The 17,060-nt window shown below is 64.7% G+C and carries 17 protein-coding genes; 8 read left to right on the forward strand and 9 right to left on the reverse strand.

The genetic code is table 11. The features are described 5' to 3' along the window. Nucleotides 1-2: 2 nt before the first annotated feature. The gene (locus ACLBKU_RS02690; protein WP_410177992.1) at nucleotides 3-1,130 is read right to left on the reverse strand and encodes a tyrosine-type recombinase/integrase; all 1,128 of its coding nucleotides are present in this window, start codon (nucleotides 1,128-1,130) and stop codon (nucleotides 3-5) included. Further along, nucleotides 1,127-1,402, reverse strand: coding sequence for a hypothetical protein (locus ACLBKU_RS02695; RefSeq protein WP_410177993.1), 276 nt, complete (start codon nucleotides 1,400-1,402; stop codon nucleotides 1,127-1,129). Before ACLBKU_RS02695 ends, ACLBKU_RS02690 begins: the two co-directional genes overlap by 4 nt. 5 nt (nucleotides 1,403-1,407) lie before the next feature. Here ACLBKU_RS02695 and ACLBKU_RS02700 point away from each other — a divergent pair, with 5 nt between their 5' ends. Both ACLBKU_RS02700 and ACLBKU_RS02705 read left to right on the forward strand, forming a co-directional pair. Beyond that, nucleotides 1,408-1,962, forward strand: a complete 555-nt coding sequence (locus tag ACLBKU_RS02700) for a hypothetical protein (RefSeq protein ID WP_410177994.1) — start codon at nucleotides 1,408-1,410, stop codon at nucleotides 1,960-1,962. A gap of 792 nt (nucleotides 1,963-2,754) precedes the next feature. Beyond that, nucleotides 2,755-3,165 (forward strand): hypothetical protein, encoded by a 411-nt coding sequence (locus ACLBKU_RS02705; RefSeq protein ID WP_410177995.1) that lies wholly within the window; start codon nucleotides 2,755-2,757, stop codon nucleotides 3,163-3,165. 335 nt (nucleotides 3,166-3,500) lie between these two features. Here ACLBKU_RS02705 and ACLBKU_RS02710 read toward each other — a convergent pair whose 3' ends face one another. After that, a complete protein-coding gene (locus ACLBKU_RS02710; protein WP_410177996.1) occupies nucleotides 3,501-4,250 on the reverse strand; it encodes a MauE/DoxX family redox-associated membrane protein in 750 nt (249 codons plus the stop codon). A gap of 72 nt (nucleotides 4,251-4,322) precedes the next feature. Between ACLBKU_RS02710 and ACLBKU_RS02715 the strand changes: the two genes are divergently transcribed. From ACLBKU_RS02715 to ACLBKU_RS02735, 5 genes are all read left to right on the forward strand, one after another. Next, entirely contained in the window at nucleotides 4,323-4,751 is a 429-nt protein-coding gene (locus ACLBKU_RS02715) for a MerR family transcriptional regulator (protein WP_410177997.1), read from the forward strand. 5 nt (nucleotides 4,752-4,756) lie between these two features. Next, nucleotides 4,757-6,463: a copper resistance system multicopper oxidase gene (locus ACLBKU_RS02720; protein WP_410177998.1), complete on the forward strand. Its 1,707-nt coding sequence runs from the start codon at nucleotides 4,757-4,759 to the stop codon at nucleotides 6,461-6,463. A 74-nt stretch (nucleotides 6,464-6,537) separates the two neighbouring features. Then, nucleotides 6,538-7,359 carry a copper resistance protein B gene (locus tag ACLBKU_RS02725; protein WP_410177999.1) on the forward strand — a complete coding sequence of 274 codons (822 nt, stop codon included), beginning with the start codon at nucleotides 6,538-6,540 and terminating at the stop codon, nucleotides 7,357-7,359. Nucleotides 7,360-7,381: 22 nt separating this feature from the next. Next, a complete protein-coding gene (locus ACLBKU_RS02730; protein WP_410178000.1) occupies nucleotides 7,382-7,762 on the forward strand; it encodes a copper resistance protein CopC in 381 nt (126 codons plus the stop codon). A gap of 94 nt (nucleotides 7,763-7,856) precedes the next feature. Further along, nucleotides 7,857-8,390, forward strand: coding sequence for a hypothetical protein (locus ACLBKU_RS02735; RefSeq protein ID WP_410178001.1), 534 nt, complete (start codon nucleotides 7,857-7,859; stop codon nucleotides 8,388-8,390). 346 nt (nucleotides 8,391-8,736) lie between these two features. On the opposite strand, the gene ACLBKU_RS02740 is transcribed toward ACLBKU_RS02735, so the two are convergent. The 3 genes from ACLBKU_RS02740 to ACLBKU_RS02750 are packed head-to-tail and all read right to left on the reverse strand — an operon-like array spanning nucleotide 8,737 to nucleotide 10,503. Then, a complete protein-coding gene (locus tag ACLBKU_RS02740) occupies nucleotides 8,737-9,228 on the reverse strand; it encodes a tautomerase family protein (protein ID WP_410178002.1) in 492 nt (163 codons plus the stop codon). Nucleotides 9,229-9,277: 49 nt separating this feature from the next. Beyond that, nucleotides 9,278-10,051, reverse strand: coding sequence for a crotonase/enoyl-CoA hydratase family protein (locus tag ACLBKU_RS02745; protein ID WP_410178003.1), 774 nt, complete (start codon nucleotides 10,049-10,051; stop codon nucleotides 9,278-9,280). Continuing rightward, nucleotides 10,048-10,503, reverse strand: coding sequence for a PaaI family thioesterase (locus tag ACLBKU_RS02750; protein ID WP_410178004.1), 456 nt, complete (start codon nucleotides 10,501-10,503; stop codon nucleotides 10,048-10,050). The genes ACLBKU_RS02745 and ACLBKU_RS02750 overlap by 4 nt, the downstream gene beginning before the upstream one ends. A 93-nt stretch (nucleotides 10,504-10,596) precedes the next feature. Here ACLBKU_RS02750 and ACLBKU_RS02755 point away from each other — a divergent pair, with 93 nt between their 5' ends. Next, nucleotides 10,597-11,559 carry a LysR substrate-binding domain-containing protein gene (locus ACLBKU_RS02755; protein WP_410178005.1) on the forward strand — a complete coding sequence of 321 codons (963 nt, stop codon included), beginning with the start codon at nucleotides 10,597-10,599 and terminating at the stop codon, nucleotides 11,557-11,559. Here the strand turns inward: ACLBKU_RS02755 and ACLBKU_RS02760 are convergent. From ACLBKU_RS02760 to ACLBKU_RS02770, 3 genes are all read right to left on the reverse strand, one after another. After that, on the reverse strand, nucleotides 11,502-12,092 hold the full coding sequence (locus ACLBKU_RS02760; protein WP_410178006.1) for a hypothetical protein: 591 nt from the start codon (nucleotides 12,090-12,092) through the stop codon (nucleotides 11,502-11,504). The genes ACLBKU_RS02755 and ACLBKU_RS02760 overlap by 58 nt on opposite strands. Before the next feature lie 88 nt (nucleotides 12,093-12,180). Continuing rightward, on the reverse strand, nucleotides 12,181-16,299 hold the full coding sequence (locus tag ACLBKU_RS02765; RefSeq protein WP_410178007.1) for an Eco57I restriction-modification methylase domain-containing protein: 4,119 nt from the start codon (nucleotides 16,297-16,299) through the stop codon (nucleotides 12,181-12,183). A 121-nt stretch (nucleotides 16,300-16,420) separates the two neighbouring features. After that, entirely contained in the window at nucleotides 16,421-16,813 is a 393-nt protein-coding gene (locus ACLBKU_RS02770; RefSeq protein ID WP_410178008.1) for a YidH family protein, read from the reverse strand. Nucleotides 16,814-17,060: the final 247 nt, after the last annotated feature.

Below are 17,060 nucleotides of genomic sequence, written 5' to 3' on the forward strand. Positions count from 1 at the left end.
CCCTAATTTCTCGTAGCCTCTTCGCGGTTTACAGGTCGGTTTACACCGCCCTGCGAGATGCGCTCGCCCATTGCCACGACGACACGCGATTGGTCAACATAGGTTCGACGGATTCCCGACACCTGCTCGACCGACCAGCCCATCACCTCAGCGACTTCTGCGTCGTTCAAGCCGGCCAGGATCAGGCGGGTTGCGAAGGTGCCCCTGACATCGTGGAGATGCTTCTTGCGTCGCTCGCCGGTATCGGGATCGACATAGACGATGTCGCCTGCATCCCTGATCCGGTTGAACGACCCGCCGAAGCCATCACCCGACCAAGACTTGCCGTGGCTGTTGACGAGGAGAGTGCGCACACCTTCTTTGCGCTTCCGGGTCGCAAGTTCGGCGAGCAGTGCATCGAGTTCAGGAATACGGGGCATCGTCGCCGTCCGACGTTTGCCCTTGCTGACCTTCAGAGCGCGCTTGACGATGGCATGGTCATAAACGTCATCTTGCGTGACGGTCACGAGATCCTCGCGGCGCAGCCCAGTGAGGGCGCACAGCCGAAGCCCGTCCACGATGTGGATCGCCTCCGTCTTCATCGCCTCCGCGGTAAAGCGCTGGATGTCTTCTTCGGTCCAGACGATCTCGGCACGCTTGCCGCCGCGGTAGAGTGTCGGGATGCCCACCGCGACGTTGGTGAGCACCCTGCCCCGCAGCAGACCGAACTTGAGCAGCTCGCGCAGGACCATCACGCCGAGATCGGCCCCGCGCGGAGCGGCCGCCTGGCTATCGCGCCAGCTAACCACCCGCGCCTTCATGCGGGGGTCATTCCACACCGTAAGGGGCGTCGTTCCCCATTTGTCGGTGATCTTCTTGATCTGCGACCCCCATGTCTTCTTGGTGCCCTCGCCCAGTGCCTTCCACTCGGGGCTCTGCTCCCAGTCACGGATCAGCGAGCTCAAGGAGGTCTGCTCGGGGGCTTTCGCCTGCTCGATCGCGGAGATCGCCAGCTTCAACTCGGCAGCGGTGAGAACCGGCTTCCTTCCACCTTCGCGGCGGGCGATTGAAGGACCACCGCGCCAAGCGTAGACGTGCCAAACATCGCCCGCCTTGGTCTTCTTCCGCACATAGTGCAGCCCCTTGATCACAGCACGCCAAGCGCATCAAGCCGGTCGAAATCATTCGCAGGGTCGGTTGTAATCGCCCCTTGCGTCACTATCCTGATGGTCCCGTCAGGACGCATCTCGACGGCCCCGATGGCGATGCCCGCCCTCGTGCAGCTGCGGATCGCACGCTGGACGGACGGTGAGGACGGGTAGGCACAAGCGCCAGGAAGAGCGGGTTTCGACATTTGTGTCGATATACACGCACTTTGCATGAAGTCAATAGGTTGCAGGCATGCATGCGTGATGATATGCATGCGGCATGACGCGCGACATCAACCCTGGGCTGGCAGACAGCGATGCCGCGCGGATGCTCGCCGGTGGGATTGAGCGGGCTTCACGCGAACGCAGGCTGAGCGCCCGCAAGATCGCCGAGATGCTCAATTACAAGCAGTCGGTGGTCCTAAGCCACATGGCCTCGGGCCGGGTGCCGATCCCGATCGACCGAGCCGAGGAAATCGCGATGGTGCTGGAGCTCGACCGCGAGGAGTTTCTGAAGGCCGTTCTGAAGCAGCGACACCCGGACGTAGATTGGCGCTTTATCGAACAAGATCAGGGGGAGACGGTTAGTGAGGGGCTTGTCCATGAGCTGGCCGTCAGCATGGGCAGGCCGCTTCGCGAGCTGAGCGCGGAACAGCGCGCCGTGATGCGTGAAGTCGCTGCCGACCCCCACCCGCGGCGGCGATGGCTCTCTGTGCATGAGTTGATTGCCGTCGAAGCGATCCGCGACGCGCGACCTGCCGTGACATCCGAGGGCCTAAACCCCGCCGATTTGGCGGCGGTTCGCCAAGCGCTTTGTGCTCGCGGCGAAAGCTAGTCCATCTCGACGCGATGAATGCGTGTTGCTGGACACAAATAAGCCTAGCATCGGCAGCACCGACTGTGTTACACTCCTGCCAAGCCGTCATCGGCCCGCGACAGACTGGCTTTGCGTCCACGAGTTGTCATAGCACAAGGGACCGCGTCCGACAGTGACGCACCATCTCCAGCCGATCGCGAGGTCGGCAAGATCCGCCAGCCCTGCGGAACAACGGTAGCCGGGACGAAGACCGGAGCCGGGCGAGTGCACGCGATGGGAAGATCAGCCGCTACGACCGGCTGGTGAAAGCCCCGCTCTCCTCAGCGAGAGCAAAAGGAAACCACAAAGATGGGGGTTCGCGCCCCCTGCCCCGTGAGAGTTGAAGGCAAGCTCAGCGGGGTGCTTCCAGCATGTGCTGGATAACCGGACTGGCCGAGAGGCCGGGGTCTCGGAGCATATAGGTCGGTAAAGAGTCCCACCGCCCTCAGCTGACGCTCAGCTCATCGCTCTTCACCACTTCGACGGGAAAACCCAAACGAATGACCCCCTTGCGCTCGCGATCTATCTCTTTTCGCAGCGCAGGGGGATTTCGTCGTCTCTGGGAAGGGGACCATTCACGGACATTCCTTCCAACACCAACCAATCAAGACCGATGCTGCTGTCAAGCAGCGTCGGTCTGCTACCGGGCGAAGCCCGGTAGCAACTCACTATCGAAATCATGGAAACCACGAAGATTGGCTCCGCATGGAGAACGAACGAAACACGGGACCCATGGTCACCATGGAGCCCCACTGAGGTTGATATTGACTCATGACGAAGAAAAACACGGTTCCCGATGCTGAATGGGAACGCCAAGGACAGCTACTAGAGCTAGGGGTGAAGCATGCTTCCCAGATCGCCAGGGAGCTCGGTGTCTCCCCCGATACCGTATCTCGGGAAATGAAGCGCCGAGGCTATCGGAAGAATGCCTTGCTCCATGTGAGCGCGGCGAAGATCGAATCCTTGCTTACCTCGAAAGCCCGGATGCGGGCCATCATGGACCTACCCGAAGCCCGTCGCCGTCAGCACATAGCGCAAGCGAACCTCCAAGCTGCGGCGCTCGTCATAAAGGCGCTCGTTCAAGCTGAAAGGGATGGCGACATCACCAAGGCCAACGCGGTGATAGAGCCTCTTGCTGCTGCGGTTGGGGTCAAGCTTCCTGGAAAGCGACGACGAACTTGATGGGCAACATGGGCACCGAGACATCGAACCTTGCGCTATTGAACAATTCCGCCCACCATCGGCAAGCAGCAGTATCGGCGGTATTCTGCGGTTCCTCGGTCGCCCGATGTTTTCTGCCTCGTTGACTCCAGCAACTTCGTCCCGCTGCACGCATTTCCCAGCGCGAATGCGGTCGAGCGCTCGCCGGAGATCAAGCGGCTGCTGGAGGGCGAGCAGATCGGCATCGTCGATTACGATGAGGAGCTGGACAAGTGGATCGTCTGGTAGTCCTCGCGACCCAGCGTGAGCAGGGTGCCTGAACCCTGCGACGGCGCAGCTCGCAGGTTGCTAGGCCGCTACATCGCAGGCTTCAGGATCATCCACAGAGCCATCGCGATCATCATCAGGTTCTCGGTCAGTGAGACGAAGCCGAGCGGCACGGTGCTGTCGCCGCCCACGCAGGCGCACTTCAAGGTGCGGCGGTCGATGTAGACGGCCTTGAACACGCTCGCCGCGCCGACGGTGCCGATGAACAGCGCCACGGGCACCGAGATCCAGTGCAGCACCCCCGCAACCATCAGCACCCCGGCGAGCCCTTCGGCGAAAGGATAGATCCTGCCATAGGGCACCCAGCGCCGGGCCAGCAGGTCGTAGTTCAGAAACATCGTGGCGAACTTCTCGACGTTCTGGAGCTTCAGCAGCGCCAGCACGCACATCGAGAAGGCGATGAACCACTCGGCGGCGCGGATACTGAGTGCCGTTCCGTCGGCTGCAAAAGCGGCAGCCATCGCCATCAGCGCGGTCATCGTGAACAGCGCAATCACCGGGCGGTAGCTGGTCTCGCCGGGGTCGGAGACCTTCAGGCCGAAATGGCGGCGCAGGTCGTCATAGCCGCCGATCCGCTCGCCGCCGATGAAGGTCTGCGGCGTGGTCGCCACGCCATGTTCGGCCTTGAAGCGGTCGGTCTCCTCGCGCGTGGTGAGGTGATGGTCCTCGACGGCGTAGCCGCGCGAACGCAAGAGATGGCGCGCCTTTAGACCATAGGGACAGACGTGTTCGGGCATCACCATGCGGTGGAGGATGGCTGTGCGGGGTGTGTCGTTCATCACGATGGCTCCTTGAAAGTGATCGGATGACCCGTATATAAGTCCCGTAGTATGATACGGTTTCAAGGGGCCATGATGAAAATAGGCGATCTGGCAAAGGCAGGCGGTGTGTCGGTCGAGACGATCCGTTTCTATCAGCGGCGCGGCCTGCTTGCAGAACCACCGCGCGGCGCCGGCGCGCGGCGTTACTCGCAGGAAGACCTGGAGCGGCTGCGCTCGATCCGCGCGGCACAGACGGCGGGCTTCACGCTGGAGGAAATCGGCGTGCTACTGGCACTCGATCCCAACGATCGCCCTGCCGCCCGCGCACTCGCCGAAACCCGGATCGCCGCGATCGACGAACGCATCGCCACCTTGCAGGCGATGCGGGCCGCACTCCATAACCTCGCGCAGGACTGCGCGCGCGACGAGCCCGGCCCCTGCCCGATCATCGCGGCCGTCAGCCCTGCGCCCCAAGAGATGACGGCACCTGCAACCAGAGCCCTGGCACGCGGCGAATAGGCCCCATGATCACGTCCCGTCTCACACGCCGCCGGCTCCTCGCGGGCGCTGGCGCGGCCACCGGATTGGCCGCCATGCCCGCCTGGGCGCAAGGCCATTCGCTTCACTCCATGAAAGGCGGCACGCCGATCCGCGTCGGCTTCGACGAGGTCGGCGGCACGGTGATCGACCTCGCGGTCGGCCATGGCCCGCGCATGGTGCAAGGGCGCAAGGGTCACGGCATTGCCGTCAACGGCTCCGTGCCGGGGCCGCTGATCCGCCTGAAAGAGGGGCAGACCGTTCGACTCAACGTCACCAATCACCTGGACGAAGACACCTCGATCCACTGGCATGGGCTGCTCCTTCCCTTCCACATGGACGGGGTGCCGGGGATCAGCTTCCCCGGCATCAAGCCGGGGCAGACCTTCAGCTACGAGTTCCCGATCCGTCAGTCGGGGACATACTGGTATCACAGCCATTCGGGGCTTCAGGAACAGCAGGGGCATTACGGCCCGCTGATCATCGATCCGGCGGGTGCCGAGCCGCACGCTTACGATCGCGAATACGTCCTGCTCCTGAGCGAGTTCACCCCGCTCCATCCGCACACGATCATGGAGAAGCTGCGCAAGGGAGAGGGATACTTCAACTACCAGCAGACCAGCTGGACCGACGAATACCCCCTGTCCGCCGAGGATCGCCGGATGTGGGCCGAGATGCGCATGCCCGCGACCGACATCGCCGACGTGACGGGTTCGACCTACACCTATCTCGCCAACGGGCGCGGGCCTAAGGAGGGGCTGGAATATCTGTTTACCCCCGGCGAGCGGGTGCGCCTGAGGATCATCAACGGCGCGGCGCAGACCTTCTTCAACCTGCGCATCCCCGGCCTCGCCATGACGTTGATTGCGGCGGACGGCCAGAACGTGAAGCCGGTAGAGGTGGACGAGTTCCAGATCGGCACGGCCGAGACCTACGACGTGATCGTCACGCCCACCGCCGAGGCCTACACCATCGTCGCCGAGAGCATGGACCGCTCCGGCATGGCGCTCGCCACGCTGGCGAGCCGTCACGGCGCCCGTGCGCCCATACCGCCGCCAAGGAAGCCGCCCCTGCTCGACATGGGCGACATGGGCATGAACCACGGCGAAACGGGAGCCGGGCACAGCATGGACGGCATGGCAATGCGCGACACCCTGCTGCTGCCGCCCGATGTGAAGGTCGGCCCCGGAATCGACATGGTCTCCATGGCCCCGGTCGACAAGCTGGGCGATCCGGGTCTCGGGTTGCGCGATGTGGAGCACCGCGTGCTCAATTACCGGATGCTCTCCGCGCTCGAGCCCAATGCCGACACCCGCACGCCCTCGCGCCTGCTGGAGCTGCACCTCACCGGCAACATGGAACGCTACATGTGGTCGTTCGACGGCGAGATGTATTCCGCCGTCTCCGACAAGCCGATCCGCTTCGCCTGGAACGAGAGGGTGAGGGTGAAGCTCGTCAACAACACCATGATGGCGCATCCCATCCACCTGCACGGCATGTTCTTCACGCTGGTCAACGGCGAGGATCCGGCCCACCAGCCGCGCAAGAACATCGTCATCGTCCAGCCCGGTGCGAGCGCGCAATTCGATCTTACCGCAAACCAGCCGGGCGACTGGGCGTTTCACTGCCATCTGCTCTATCACATGCACGGCGGGATGATGCAGACCGTGACGGTGATGGGGCCGGACGCATGAAGCTCGCTCTACCTCTCCTGGCGCTGGTCGCGGCCACGCCGCTGGCGGCGCGGGACCCACACGCGGAGCATGACATGCCTGCGCCTTCCGCCGATCCGCACGACGGGCACACGATGGACAAGGCCATGCCGGACCCGTCACCCGGCCCGCTGATGGAAACCCCGCCGCCTGCTGCCGCGGGCAGCGGCCCTCCGCGTGCCGCCGATGCGATCTGGGGTGCCGAGGCGATGGCAGCCTCGCGCGAGGCACTTCGGCGCGAGCATGGCGACTTCCCGGTCTTCTGGCTCCAGGGCGACCGGGTCGAGGCGCAGGTCCGCGATGGCGGAAACACATATCTCTGGGACATCCAGGGCTACTACGGCGGCCCCACACAGCGCCTGTGGTTCAAGAGCGAAGGCGAAGGCACGTTCGGCGCCAAGCCCGAGGAGGCCGAGGTGCAGGCGCTCTACGCCAAGGCGATCGCGCCCTTCTGGGACGTGCAGGCTGGCGTGCGCCAGGACTTTGCCGGGCCGGACACCACCCACGCCCTCATCGGCATCCAGGGCCTCGCGCCCTACCGCTTCGAGGTCGATGCTGCGCTGTTCCTCTCCCATCGCGGCGATCTCACCGCACGGATCGAGGCCGAGCTCGACCAGCGCATCACCCAGCGCCTGATCCTCCAACCGCGGATCGAAGCGAACCTCGCCGCGCAGGGCGTGCCCGAACTGGGGATCGGCGCGGGGATTGACCGGATCGAGATCGGCGCGCGGCTGCGCTACGAGATCGCCCGCGAGTTCGCGCCCTATGTCGGCATAGAGCAGGCATGGCGAACGGGCACGAGCGCGGACTTCGCGCGTTTGCGGGGCGAGGACCCGTCCACCACCAGCCTCATCGCCGGCATCCGTTTCTGGTTCTGATCGACACGAAGGACACACACCCATGCGCATCTCCGCCCTCTTCGCTGCCCTCGCCCTCTCGGTGCTCGCGCCGAGCGCGGCTTGGGCCCACGTCCAGCTTACCGCCTCGACCCCAGCCTCCGGGACCGAAGCCAAGGCGCCCAAAGCTGTCGCCTTGACCTTCAGCATGCCGGTCAATCAGGGCACGGCGAGCGCGGCGATCATCATGACGGCGATGCCGGGCATGAAGGACCACGGCGAAATGGCCATCCGCAACTTCACCCCGAGCTGGTCGGCGGACGGCAAGACGCTGACCCTCACGCTGGCCAAGCCCCTGCCCAAGGGCACCTACGACATCCGCTGGCAAGCCGCAGCCGCCGATGGGCACGCGATGAGCGGGTCGGTGACGTTCGAGGTGAAGTGAAAGATCCCACCGCGCCCACCGCATTGCCCACCCGACACCCAACCTCGGTGCTCGTAGAACTTGTGCATCACCAACACACACAAGGAAAAACGCAATGCGCTTCAAACTCTACCACTGCGAGATCCGACAGGCATCCCGCACCAGCACCCGCCACGTCGTCGCGGCAACCGACGAGCACGCCGCGATGGTTATCGATGATCACATCCAGGCGCTCGACCTCAAGGGCGTGCTCTACCGGCTCGAAAGGGTCGATCACACGCTGACTCCCGAGTGGGGTGGCGGCGAGGAGCTCGACGAGTTCCTTGAGAATGCGCCGGCGGGCCTCGTCAGCTTCACTGACATCGGCTGGGTGATGCACAGCGCTCCCGTCCACAAGCTGCGGCTGTTCGCCTCTCAGGACTACCGCGGCGTGCCGATCTACGCGATCGCTCCCAATGTCGGCGCCGCACTCACGCTGATGGTGAACACGCAGCTGCCGAACAGCAATCACGTCCACACCTTCAAGATCACCGACGTCACCGACACGCTGCCGGAGCCGGAGCGCAAGAACCTCGACGAGGTGCTCGCAGCCGGTCAGGCTGGCATCGCGGAGTGCGACGAGGAGCACGATGGCTGGTGGGTCTGGTAATCGACGAAGGAGCTTGCCGCGAAACGGAACACCATTTCGTGGCAAGCACTGGCTCGCGGGGCAGCGTCGCGCCGAGAGCGGCTGGGCCTCCAGCACCCAAGCGATCTCCACCGCTGACCAATGTCGGCAGTAGTGAGTTCGCCGGCCAACAAGATCAACATACGGCTGCGTTTGCATATGCGCGGGAGGATGGAAGTCCTACATTTTGCCGACCCATCGCACCCGGATGGTGCCGATCAGGCGGGGTCCGGGTGCTTGTGCCATCCACCAAGGACACACGCTCTCGGACGGGAGCGTCCAGTTGCGTCGGCCGCCAATCCAGGGTTTGGGGACATCCTGGAAGGCATCACTGCTCTTCCGCGGTCGCTGCAATATGAGCGCGGATACGCGCCGCCTTTTCGGGTGTGAACGCACCCGTATCAAGAAGGTCGAGGACCGAGAGCACTCCGCCGCGCGATCCCCAGCTGCCCTCCTCGACCACACGAAATGCCACCCACCAGGTCGGCGAGGGAGCCGCCACTCCGCAGGCATCTGTCAGAGCGCCCAGAACCCGTTCAATCACCTCGGCGCGAACCCGGCGCGGCCAGTCGCCGTCCATGACGAGCACATCGATGGTCATGACATCAGGCTGCGGTTCGACGTCCGCGATGAGCCTGCCGGCAATTGCCATGTGGCTCGGGGCGATCTCGCGAAAATGGACCTGAAAGCCGATGCGCGCAGCGGGCAGTTCCTGCCCGATTTCGGGAACGAGAACGGCATCGGTCAGGGTCTCAGCCAAGCGTGCGCGTTGGCTCTGATCAAGACGGCCTTCGGGTGTGGTGACGGTTATGATCGTCATGTGCGAACCTCCTGGAGAATGAATGGCGCCGACCTGGCGGACTCGTCGATCAAGTGAATTGTCCGTGGCGACCTGCGCCCTCGGCAAAGCGCGTAGAGCCAGAGAGCGTCTCGCCCGAAGCGATCGTTGCCCTTCCGTATGCGATCTCCTTGGCGATGGCGGCGGGCTCGTCCAAATCCCAAGCCTCGATGGCCGAGAGGCGGTCATTGCGCATCGCAGCCTGAGGAAAGCCGGTGAGGCTGAGCGCGAGATCGGTCGCGCGGGCGAGAGCCTGGCCGTCATCGACCTCCTCGTTCACCAGCCCAATCGCCAAAGCCTCATCTATCGCGACCGAACGACCCGTTAGGATCAGCTCCATCGCCCGGCCATGGCCAACAATGCGAGGGAGCCGGATCGTTCCGAGATCGACGAGCGGGACGCCGAAGCGCCGGTTGAGAATGCCCATCGTCGCCGATCGGCCCGCTATGCGCAGGTCGCACCACAGCGCGAGCTCCATCCCGCCCGCGACCGCAGGTCCCTCGATCGCCGCGATCACGGGTTTGGATAGTCTCAGCCGCGTCGGCCCCATTGGCGCGAACTTGCCGACAGGCTCGACCGGCTTGCTCTCGCCAGCCGAGAGCGCGTGCAGATCCGCGCCGGCACAAAAGGCGCCGCCCGCGCCGGTAAACACCGCAACGTCGGCATCCGTATCCGCATCGAACCGCTCGAACGCGGCGATCAGCGCCTCGGCGGTGGGCAGATCGACGGCATTGCGGCGATGAGGCCGGTTGATCGTGATCACCGTCACCCGGCCGCTGGTTTGCGAGACGACCAGATCGCTCATGCAGCCGCCCCGGCATCAGATTGGGTTCGGATCTCGACCGGGATGCTCCCGGCTTTGGCGACCGTGCCCTGCGCAGCCACGCACAGCTTCTCGACACCCTCGTTCACAGCGAACACCTCGCAGCGGACGACACCCTGCGTGCGGCCCGCAGCCAGGGCGGCCGCACGGGCAATCAGGAGCTCGCCCACCGCAGGGCGGATGTAGTTCAGCTTGATGTCCGACGTGAGGACCCCTCCACCCATCGCTGCACCGCCGGCGAAGGTCAGTGCGTTGTCGGCGAGGTAAGCAAGCACTCCACCATGGACGAAGCCGTGCTGCTGACGGACCTTGTCGCTGATCGCGAGCCTCAGCTCGACGGCGCGCTCGGAATACTCCGTCATCTCGGTTCCCAGCAGCTGGCTGAATGGCTGGGCGGCGAGAATCCCGCGGCCCAGGGCGAGCAGGTCGGTCATCGGCATTGTGCTCCTCTGTCGGGACGCGGAGGTCCCGAAGCCAACTGGACACCACTCGACAGCCTCCGGCAAACGACTAATCTCGCGACTCAGATGAACCACACTCACCTCAGCGAGGGGCTACCGCCCGGTAGGGTCCCACTTTCGGCGTTGCGGGCATTTGAAGCCGCTGCGCGCCGTGGGAGCTTTCGCGAGGCTGCCAAGGAGATCGGCCTCACGCCGTCGGCGATCAGTCACCATGTCCGCGATCTGGAGGCCGAGCTCGGAACAGCTCTGTTCCACCGCCAACATCGCGAGGTGACCTTGACCGAGGCCGCTGCGCGCCTCGCCGCCAGCCTGACGCCGGCCTTCACGGCCATTGCCGGTGCCTACCGCGAGGCCCGACGTAGCCGCTCGTTGCGCCTTTCAGCGGCACCGCTATTTGCGGCGCGCTTCCTTCTGCCGCGGCTCGGAGAGCTGCGCGATCTCCTGCCCGACGTGACCATAGAGGTCGAAAGCGCCATCGCACCTGTCGATCTCGCGAGCGGACGGCATGATCTGGCGCTGCGGTTCGGCCCCGAACCCATGGCGCCTCTGGTGGCTGCCCGGCTGGGTGGAGGCGGCTTCGCCATCGTCGCCGCGCCGCGACTTGCCGCGCAGTTTCAGAGCACGGCCACTTTCTTCGCGGAGTGCCCGCTCCTCGCGCTGACACGGCAGCCCGATGCCTGGTCGGACGTGTTCGCTCACCTCGGCATTCAGGGCCAACGGCGCGAGCTGCTGTTCGATTCCTACGAGGGCGTCCTGCGCGCCGCCGAAGACGGACTTGGGGCGGCGGTGGTGCCGATGCTGGTGTGCGAGGATCAGCTCGCCCGCGGCACGCTCGTGAAGGTGATCGACCGCATCATCGACAATGGCTGGTGCTACTGGCTTATCGGGCGACCGAACGTCCTGCCGGCGAGCCAGCTCAAGCGCCTCGCCGACTGGCTCACGGACTGCATCACTTCCCGGGACGCTGTTCCTCAGAGCAGCCCGAGCAGCGGCGCATCGAACGCCTCGGCATCGGCGAGCGTCGGATAGAACCGCGGCGCGGGGTCACGTTCGAGGCGGTTCGGCACCGACTGGTCGTCGCGGATGCGCGGGTCGAGCGGGAGCTGCGTCGGCCCCTTCCTGCGGCGTTGCAGCACCGCCTCCTTCCAGCACGGCATCAGCAACTCGCGCCAGAAATGACCCGCGAGGCGCTCGTAGCAGAACAGGAACTCGTCGTGCCGGGTGAGCCGCTTCCACTTCAGGTCCACCTTCGCCATGCCGAGCATGATCCCGAACGCCTGCCGCCGCATGCGCTGGCCTTTCTCGCCGTAGTGGTTGGCGGCCCTGAGCATCCCCGCTTCGCGGTAGGCTGCGGCGCGCTCGGCAGCCTCGGCCTCGGACTGCTGGAAGGGTAGCGGCGGGTTCAGCGGCTCGTGCAGGTCACCGATCGCGTGCGGCCACGGCGGCAGGTGGGACAGGGAATGGGCGATGAAGCGGCGGGTGGCATGATCGAAGCCGGAATACAGCTCGATCTCGCGGACGACATCGACGGCGAGCTCATCGAGTGTCGGTCGGTCGAACATCTATGCTTCCCCCCGGATGCCAGCCAAGGGAGGGTCTCACATATGTCGGCGTCGTCAAGGGGTTGATGGTGGCATGTGCTGCCGAGGGCTACCCCGCCACCTCGGCGTCCGGCTGCCCGGCCATCAGCGCGTTGATCCAGGCGAGGGCGAGGTCGCGGCTGCGGCAGGTGCCCCAGCGGGCGATCTCCTGCCGCTCGACGATCGGGAAAGTGCCGTAGATGTAGCGGATGTCCTCGCGGCTCTGGGCGGCGTTCTCGGGGTCGAAGATGCCATAGAGGATGAAGTAGAGCGCATCGAGCTTGGCGCGCAGCCGCAGGCGGCGGTCCTCGTCCCAGACGAAGGGTGCGCGCACCTCGCCGGCGGCATCGACATGGCCCATGTCGCGCGCGAAGGCGGCCATGTCGTGTGCGGTGTAGGTCAGCTCCAGCACCGACTCGCGGACAATCTCGGCGGCGGTCTTCGGGCCGAAGCGGCGGGTGTAGGTGGCCGGTGGCAGCACCGGGAGCTGCTCCAACAGATACCAGGCCAGGTGCGTGCCGTGGACCTTCTGACGAGCCATGTAATCGAACGGCGTCGAGTTCATGTTCGCAAGCAGCATCGGGGCCTGCTCAACGTAGCGGCTTTCGTGCCCCTCGGCCGGAATTGCGACCGGGAGCGTGTGACCGGCCCCAGCGAAGGGGATCATCGCGGCGATGGTCGTCCGCATATTGGTCGCCGCGGTGATGTCCTTGAACGCGAGGCACCACTCCGTCTTAGTCCGCCACGGGACCAAATCCTGCTTGATCCAGTATCGAGGCTCGGCCGAGCGGTTAGGATCGCGGTGCTCCTCGGCAGTGAGGTCCTCACCCTGACCGGGCCGGAACACATTGCCTGCCGACACCACGACATCGGATGCGCGATGATCGAACGCCTGGACCATCTTGCCTTCAAACACGGGCAGCAAAGTGCCCTCCGCATGCTCGAAGATGTTGCCCACGCGGCGCCATGCCCCTGCCTCCTCAAGCTGAGCATGATCCAAGAAGCTGCCCGAGTCCGACGACATATTCAGCATCTGCTGGAAGACGATGTCGAACTGCGGCTGGTCTACCTGGCCACTTCGATCGAGCAGCACAGGCTGACGCTCGTAGACAGACGTAGTGATCCGCATGTCGGTGCGTGAGCGAAACACAGGGGCAGTGCCGGTGTTGGGGTTCACGCGGGCGAAGTCCTCGGCGGTAATCGAGAAAACGCATTCTGGGTCTGCGATCTCGCTGACTGCTTGCAGAAAGAACCCGCACCTAGTCGCTACGAAAGCGCGTTGCGGACTTGCGATCATAGCTGTGAATTTGAACCGGCTGTCCACGTCAGGGAAGAAGGGTTCAAGGCGGTGGCGAGTGCGCCGATTCTCGAAGTCGAAGAGAGCGCTGATGTTCGCGCCGATCGCGAGGCGACGGAAGAAAGGGGCGGTAGACTGGTCGGCGGCGATACCGCTCGGTGTGAGCAAGCCCACCATGCCATCGGGGCGCACAAGGGCGTGCGCACGCTCGATGAACAGCTTGTAGAGGTTGATCCTGCCGCGGTTCAACTCCCGGTAGATCCCGCTGCTGCGGGCCATCGACAGTGCCGCGCCAGCGCGTTGCCGAGCAATGCTGTAATCCTGCCAGAGCGGAGCGTCCGCATCCCGAAGGGCCGCAATCCGCCTCGATCTTGCTGCGCGATTGGTCGTGAGTGCGATCTCTCGATCACGAGCCTCGAACCACGGCACCTCCTCGAACTCAAGCATGTCCCACGGAGGGTTCCCAACCACGGCGTCGAAGCCCCCCTCACGCCCTGCGCTCGCCCAGTTGCGCCATACGCCGGGGAAGGCGATCTGCCAGTTCAGGAAGCGCTCCTCCTCGATCAGCTCGCGCGCCTTGCGCCAGATGGCGGTGAAGCGCTCCGCCTCCTCGGGCTTGGCGCGCAGCGGTTCGGGCTGCCGCTTGCCGCGTGCGATCGGCAGGGGGTCGCCGAAGCCTCCGTCGAGCCACTGGACGACGAGCGGCTTCTCCTCGCGCGGCAAGTCAAGCCAGTCGAGCGCGTGCATGAAGCTGACGAAGCTGTCGAAAGGGCCGATCTGCGCCTCGACGTCGCGCCACATATCAGCGCTCGACTGCGCCTCGGCGATCTCGGCGTCGGTCAGCGCCTCGATGCGCTGCATCACCGCAGCCTGCCGCTCGGCGTTGCGCAGATCCTCGATGTAGAGCAGCTCGCCCGCCGCCCCGGCCTTGTCGATGGCGTTCCTGACCCACAGGCCGAACAGGCTGTCACCGCAGTGCAGGTGGTGGTCGATGAAAGACAGCGGCGCGCCGACGGTGAAGGTGTGGAGCCAGAGCGCGACCTTGGCGAGCTCGACCGCCATGGGGTTCTTGTCCACACCGTGGATGCAGCGCTTCAGGACCATGCGCTTGACCAGCTGGGGATCGTCGAGCTGCTCCTCGGCGATGGCCCAGTTCTTGGCCTGAGCGTTGGTCCAGATGGTGGCGCGGATCTTCTCGATCTCGGTGGCGATGGGGCTCTGGTAGTCCTCGATACCCGCTTCGGCTGCGAGTTCCTGAGCGCGGACGACAGCTTCCAGCGCCTGGTTGGTCAGGCGGTCCACGAGGCTGACAAGGAAGTGGCCGGAACCCATGGCCGGGTCGCACACCCGGAGGCGGGTGATGGCGACGGCAGGGTCGGCCGCTTCTAGCGTGCGCAGCTTCGAGGCTTCGCTGTCGTTCTTGCCGAGCGAGGCGATCGCCTGTGCGAACGCGGCGTAGGCGTCATCGATGAGCGGCTGGAGCGTCTCGTCGATGATGAGCAGCACCAGCTCGTCCGGGGTGTAATAACTGCCCGAATCCTTGCGGGCGAAGATGTTCGGCTGGATGACGAACTCGCCATCGACGCGGTCCATCTTGAACTCCAGCAGCCGCTCGTAGATCGAGCCGAGCTGCTGCACTGACAGGTCGCGGTAGTTGATATAACGCCGCACGCCGCCCTGCTGCTCGAAGGAGAGGATGTCGATCGCCTCGGCCATGACGGTGTCGGGGAGGCGAATAGCGCCGAGGAGTGGGGTCTGGCCCGCGTTGAAGAGGCCGCCGTTGTATGGCGGAAGGCCGACCGACGGGTCGCCCTTGTCGATCATGATCGCAAGGCTGGAGAAGCGATCCCAGATGGTGCTGGCGACACTGGAGAAGGTGTCGCTGGCATCCATGCGGCGCTTCACGTCCTCGCGCGTCACGCGCAGCGCATAGTCGTCGTAGCGGCTGTCCTTGACCGGCAGCAGGCCGCGGTCCTCGGCGTAGAGGATGAACAGCAGGCGGTAGAGCAGGATGAGGGTGGCGTTCCTGATCGCCTCCAGCGAGGTGTCGGCTGGCGCGTGCTCGGCGATGGCCTTGCCAAGGGCGGGGTAGAGCCGGTCGAACACGAGGTCCGAGAGGCTCTGCGCCACACGCTTCTCGTAGAAAGCGGCCTCGTCGCGGGCGAGATCATGGAAGCTGGGTGCATCGGCAGCCTCGCGCTCGAAGGCCGAGCGGGAGAACATGGCGACGAAGACGCGCAGCCAGTGGTCACGTTCGTCTTGCGTCACGCCGGCGTCGAGCAAGTCGCTCTCCAGCCCGGCAACCCGGGCAAGATCGATTTCGAGGTAGTCGTCGATCGTCGAGCGGGCACCGGAGAAGTAGAGCCGCCAGCGCGCACCGTTGGTCAGTATGCCCCACCGGAGCGCACCCTGGGTCAGCACATCGTCGATGCGCTTGAGATAGCGCAACATCTGAGTCGAGGGGGTTTCGCGCGCCTCCTTGCTGCGTCCCTCGGCCCGGTCGAGCGCACGGCCCCAGCGTTTGCTTTCGACGATTGCCGACCCGAACTGGTAGCGCTTCCACTCCTCGGGGGTCTGGCTCGCGAGAGCCTTCGCGTCCTCGTCGATGAACAACAGACCGTCGGGCACGTTATCCCGACCGCTGGCTGAGAGGTTCTGCTGCGTGAGCCAAGACGACCAGCCCAGAGCCCCGAGAATGGGCCATACGACCTCGCTCTCGGTCATCGCTTCGTTCGGGTGCGACGCATGCGGGAACGCGCTCAGAAGCGCTCCCAGCTGCTCTCTGAAGCCTGTCACATCCACGGCCAGGTAGGCCGAGGTGCGGCGAATGCCATCCTTCAGATAGTCCTGCGAGAACAAGGAACCAGCGGTGAAAAGCGCGGCGTCGGTCACGGGCCAGCACTAACTCGTGCTGGTGTCGAGTTAAAGCCGAGCTTCCTGTGCTTGCCGCTCCTATGCACATAGTTGTGCCTCTGAGGCTCCGAGCGACGCTCTGCTGGTGCTTCTTCTGCGCTTACACCATGGTCCAGATCGTGGCCCCTAAGGCTAAGGTCGCTAATGTGAGCACCCACGCCATGAGACGCAAGCGAACCGGCGCAAGCGCCGCTACGCGGTGCGCCTCCAGCCGATCGATCGCTCTGCGGGCGCGTCGCTCGGCGGAGATAAAGATGAAAACCGCAATCAGCAGGAAGATGCTTGCGATTCCCTTCGGGACCCACGAAGGCTCCAGGGTTCGGAAGAGTGCCTTGAAGCCGAGTCCAACCCCGACAGCCGCCACGCCGGTGCGCATCCAGCCGGCGAAGCTGCGCTCATGCGCGAGAAGAGTTCGATCTTCAGCGAGGTCGGTTCGATCATCCGCCTCGCCCTTGTCCGGGCACCGTTCACTCATCGCCGACGATTGATCCATGCTCTTTACGCGGTGCGCTCAATTTCCGGTCGGTGGCACTAACCCCTCCAGCGTCTGAACGACCACGACCGCCGCCAGTCAGCCCTACCAACCCGACCATTGCGCCGCATCGCACAAGGCAACAAGAACTTGGATCAGCGATACTAAGTCAGGATTGGGGAGCCTCATGCTGATGTCACGACCCGCATGCTCCATGGCGATGCTTTGGCTGTTGAGGGAGTTGCCCCGCCTCCGCACCCATTCATCG

Source organism: Erythrobacter sp. NE805, assembly GCF_046452355.1.
Taxonomy (GTDB): domain Bacteria; phylum Pseudomonadota; class Alphaproteobacteria; order Sphingomonadales; family Sphingomonadaceae; genus Erythrobacter.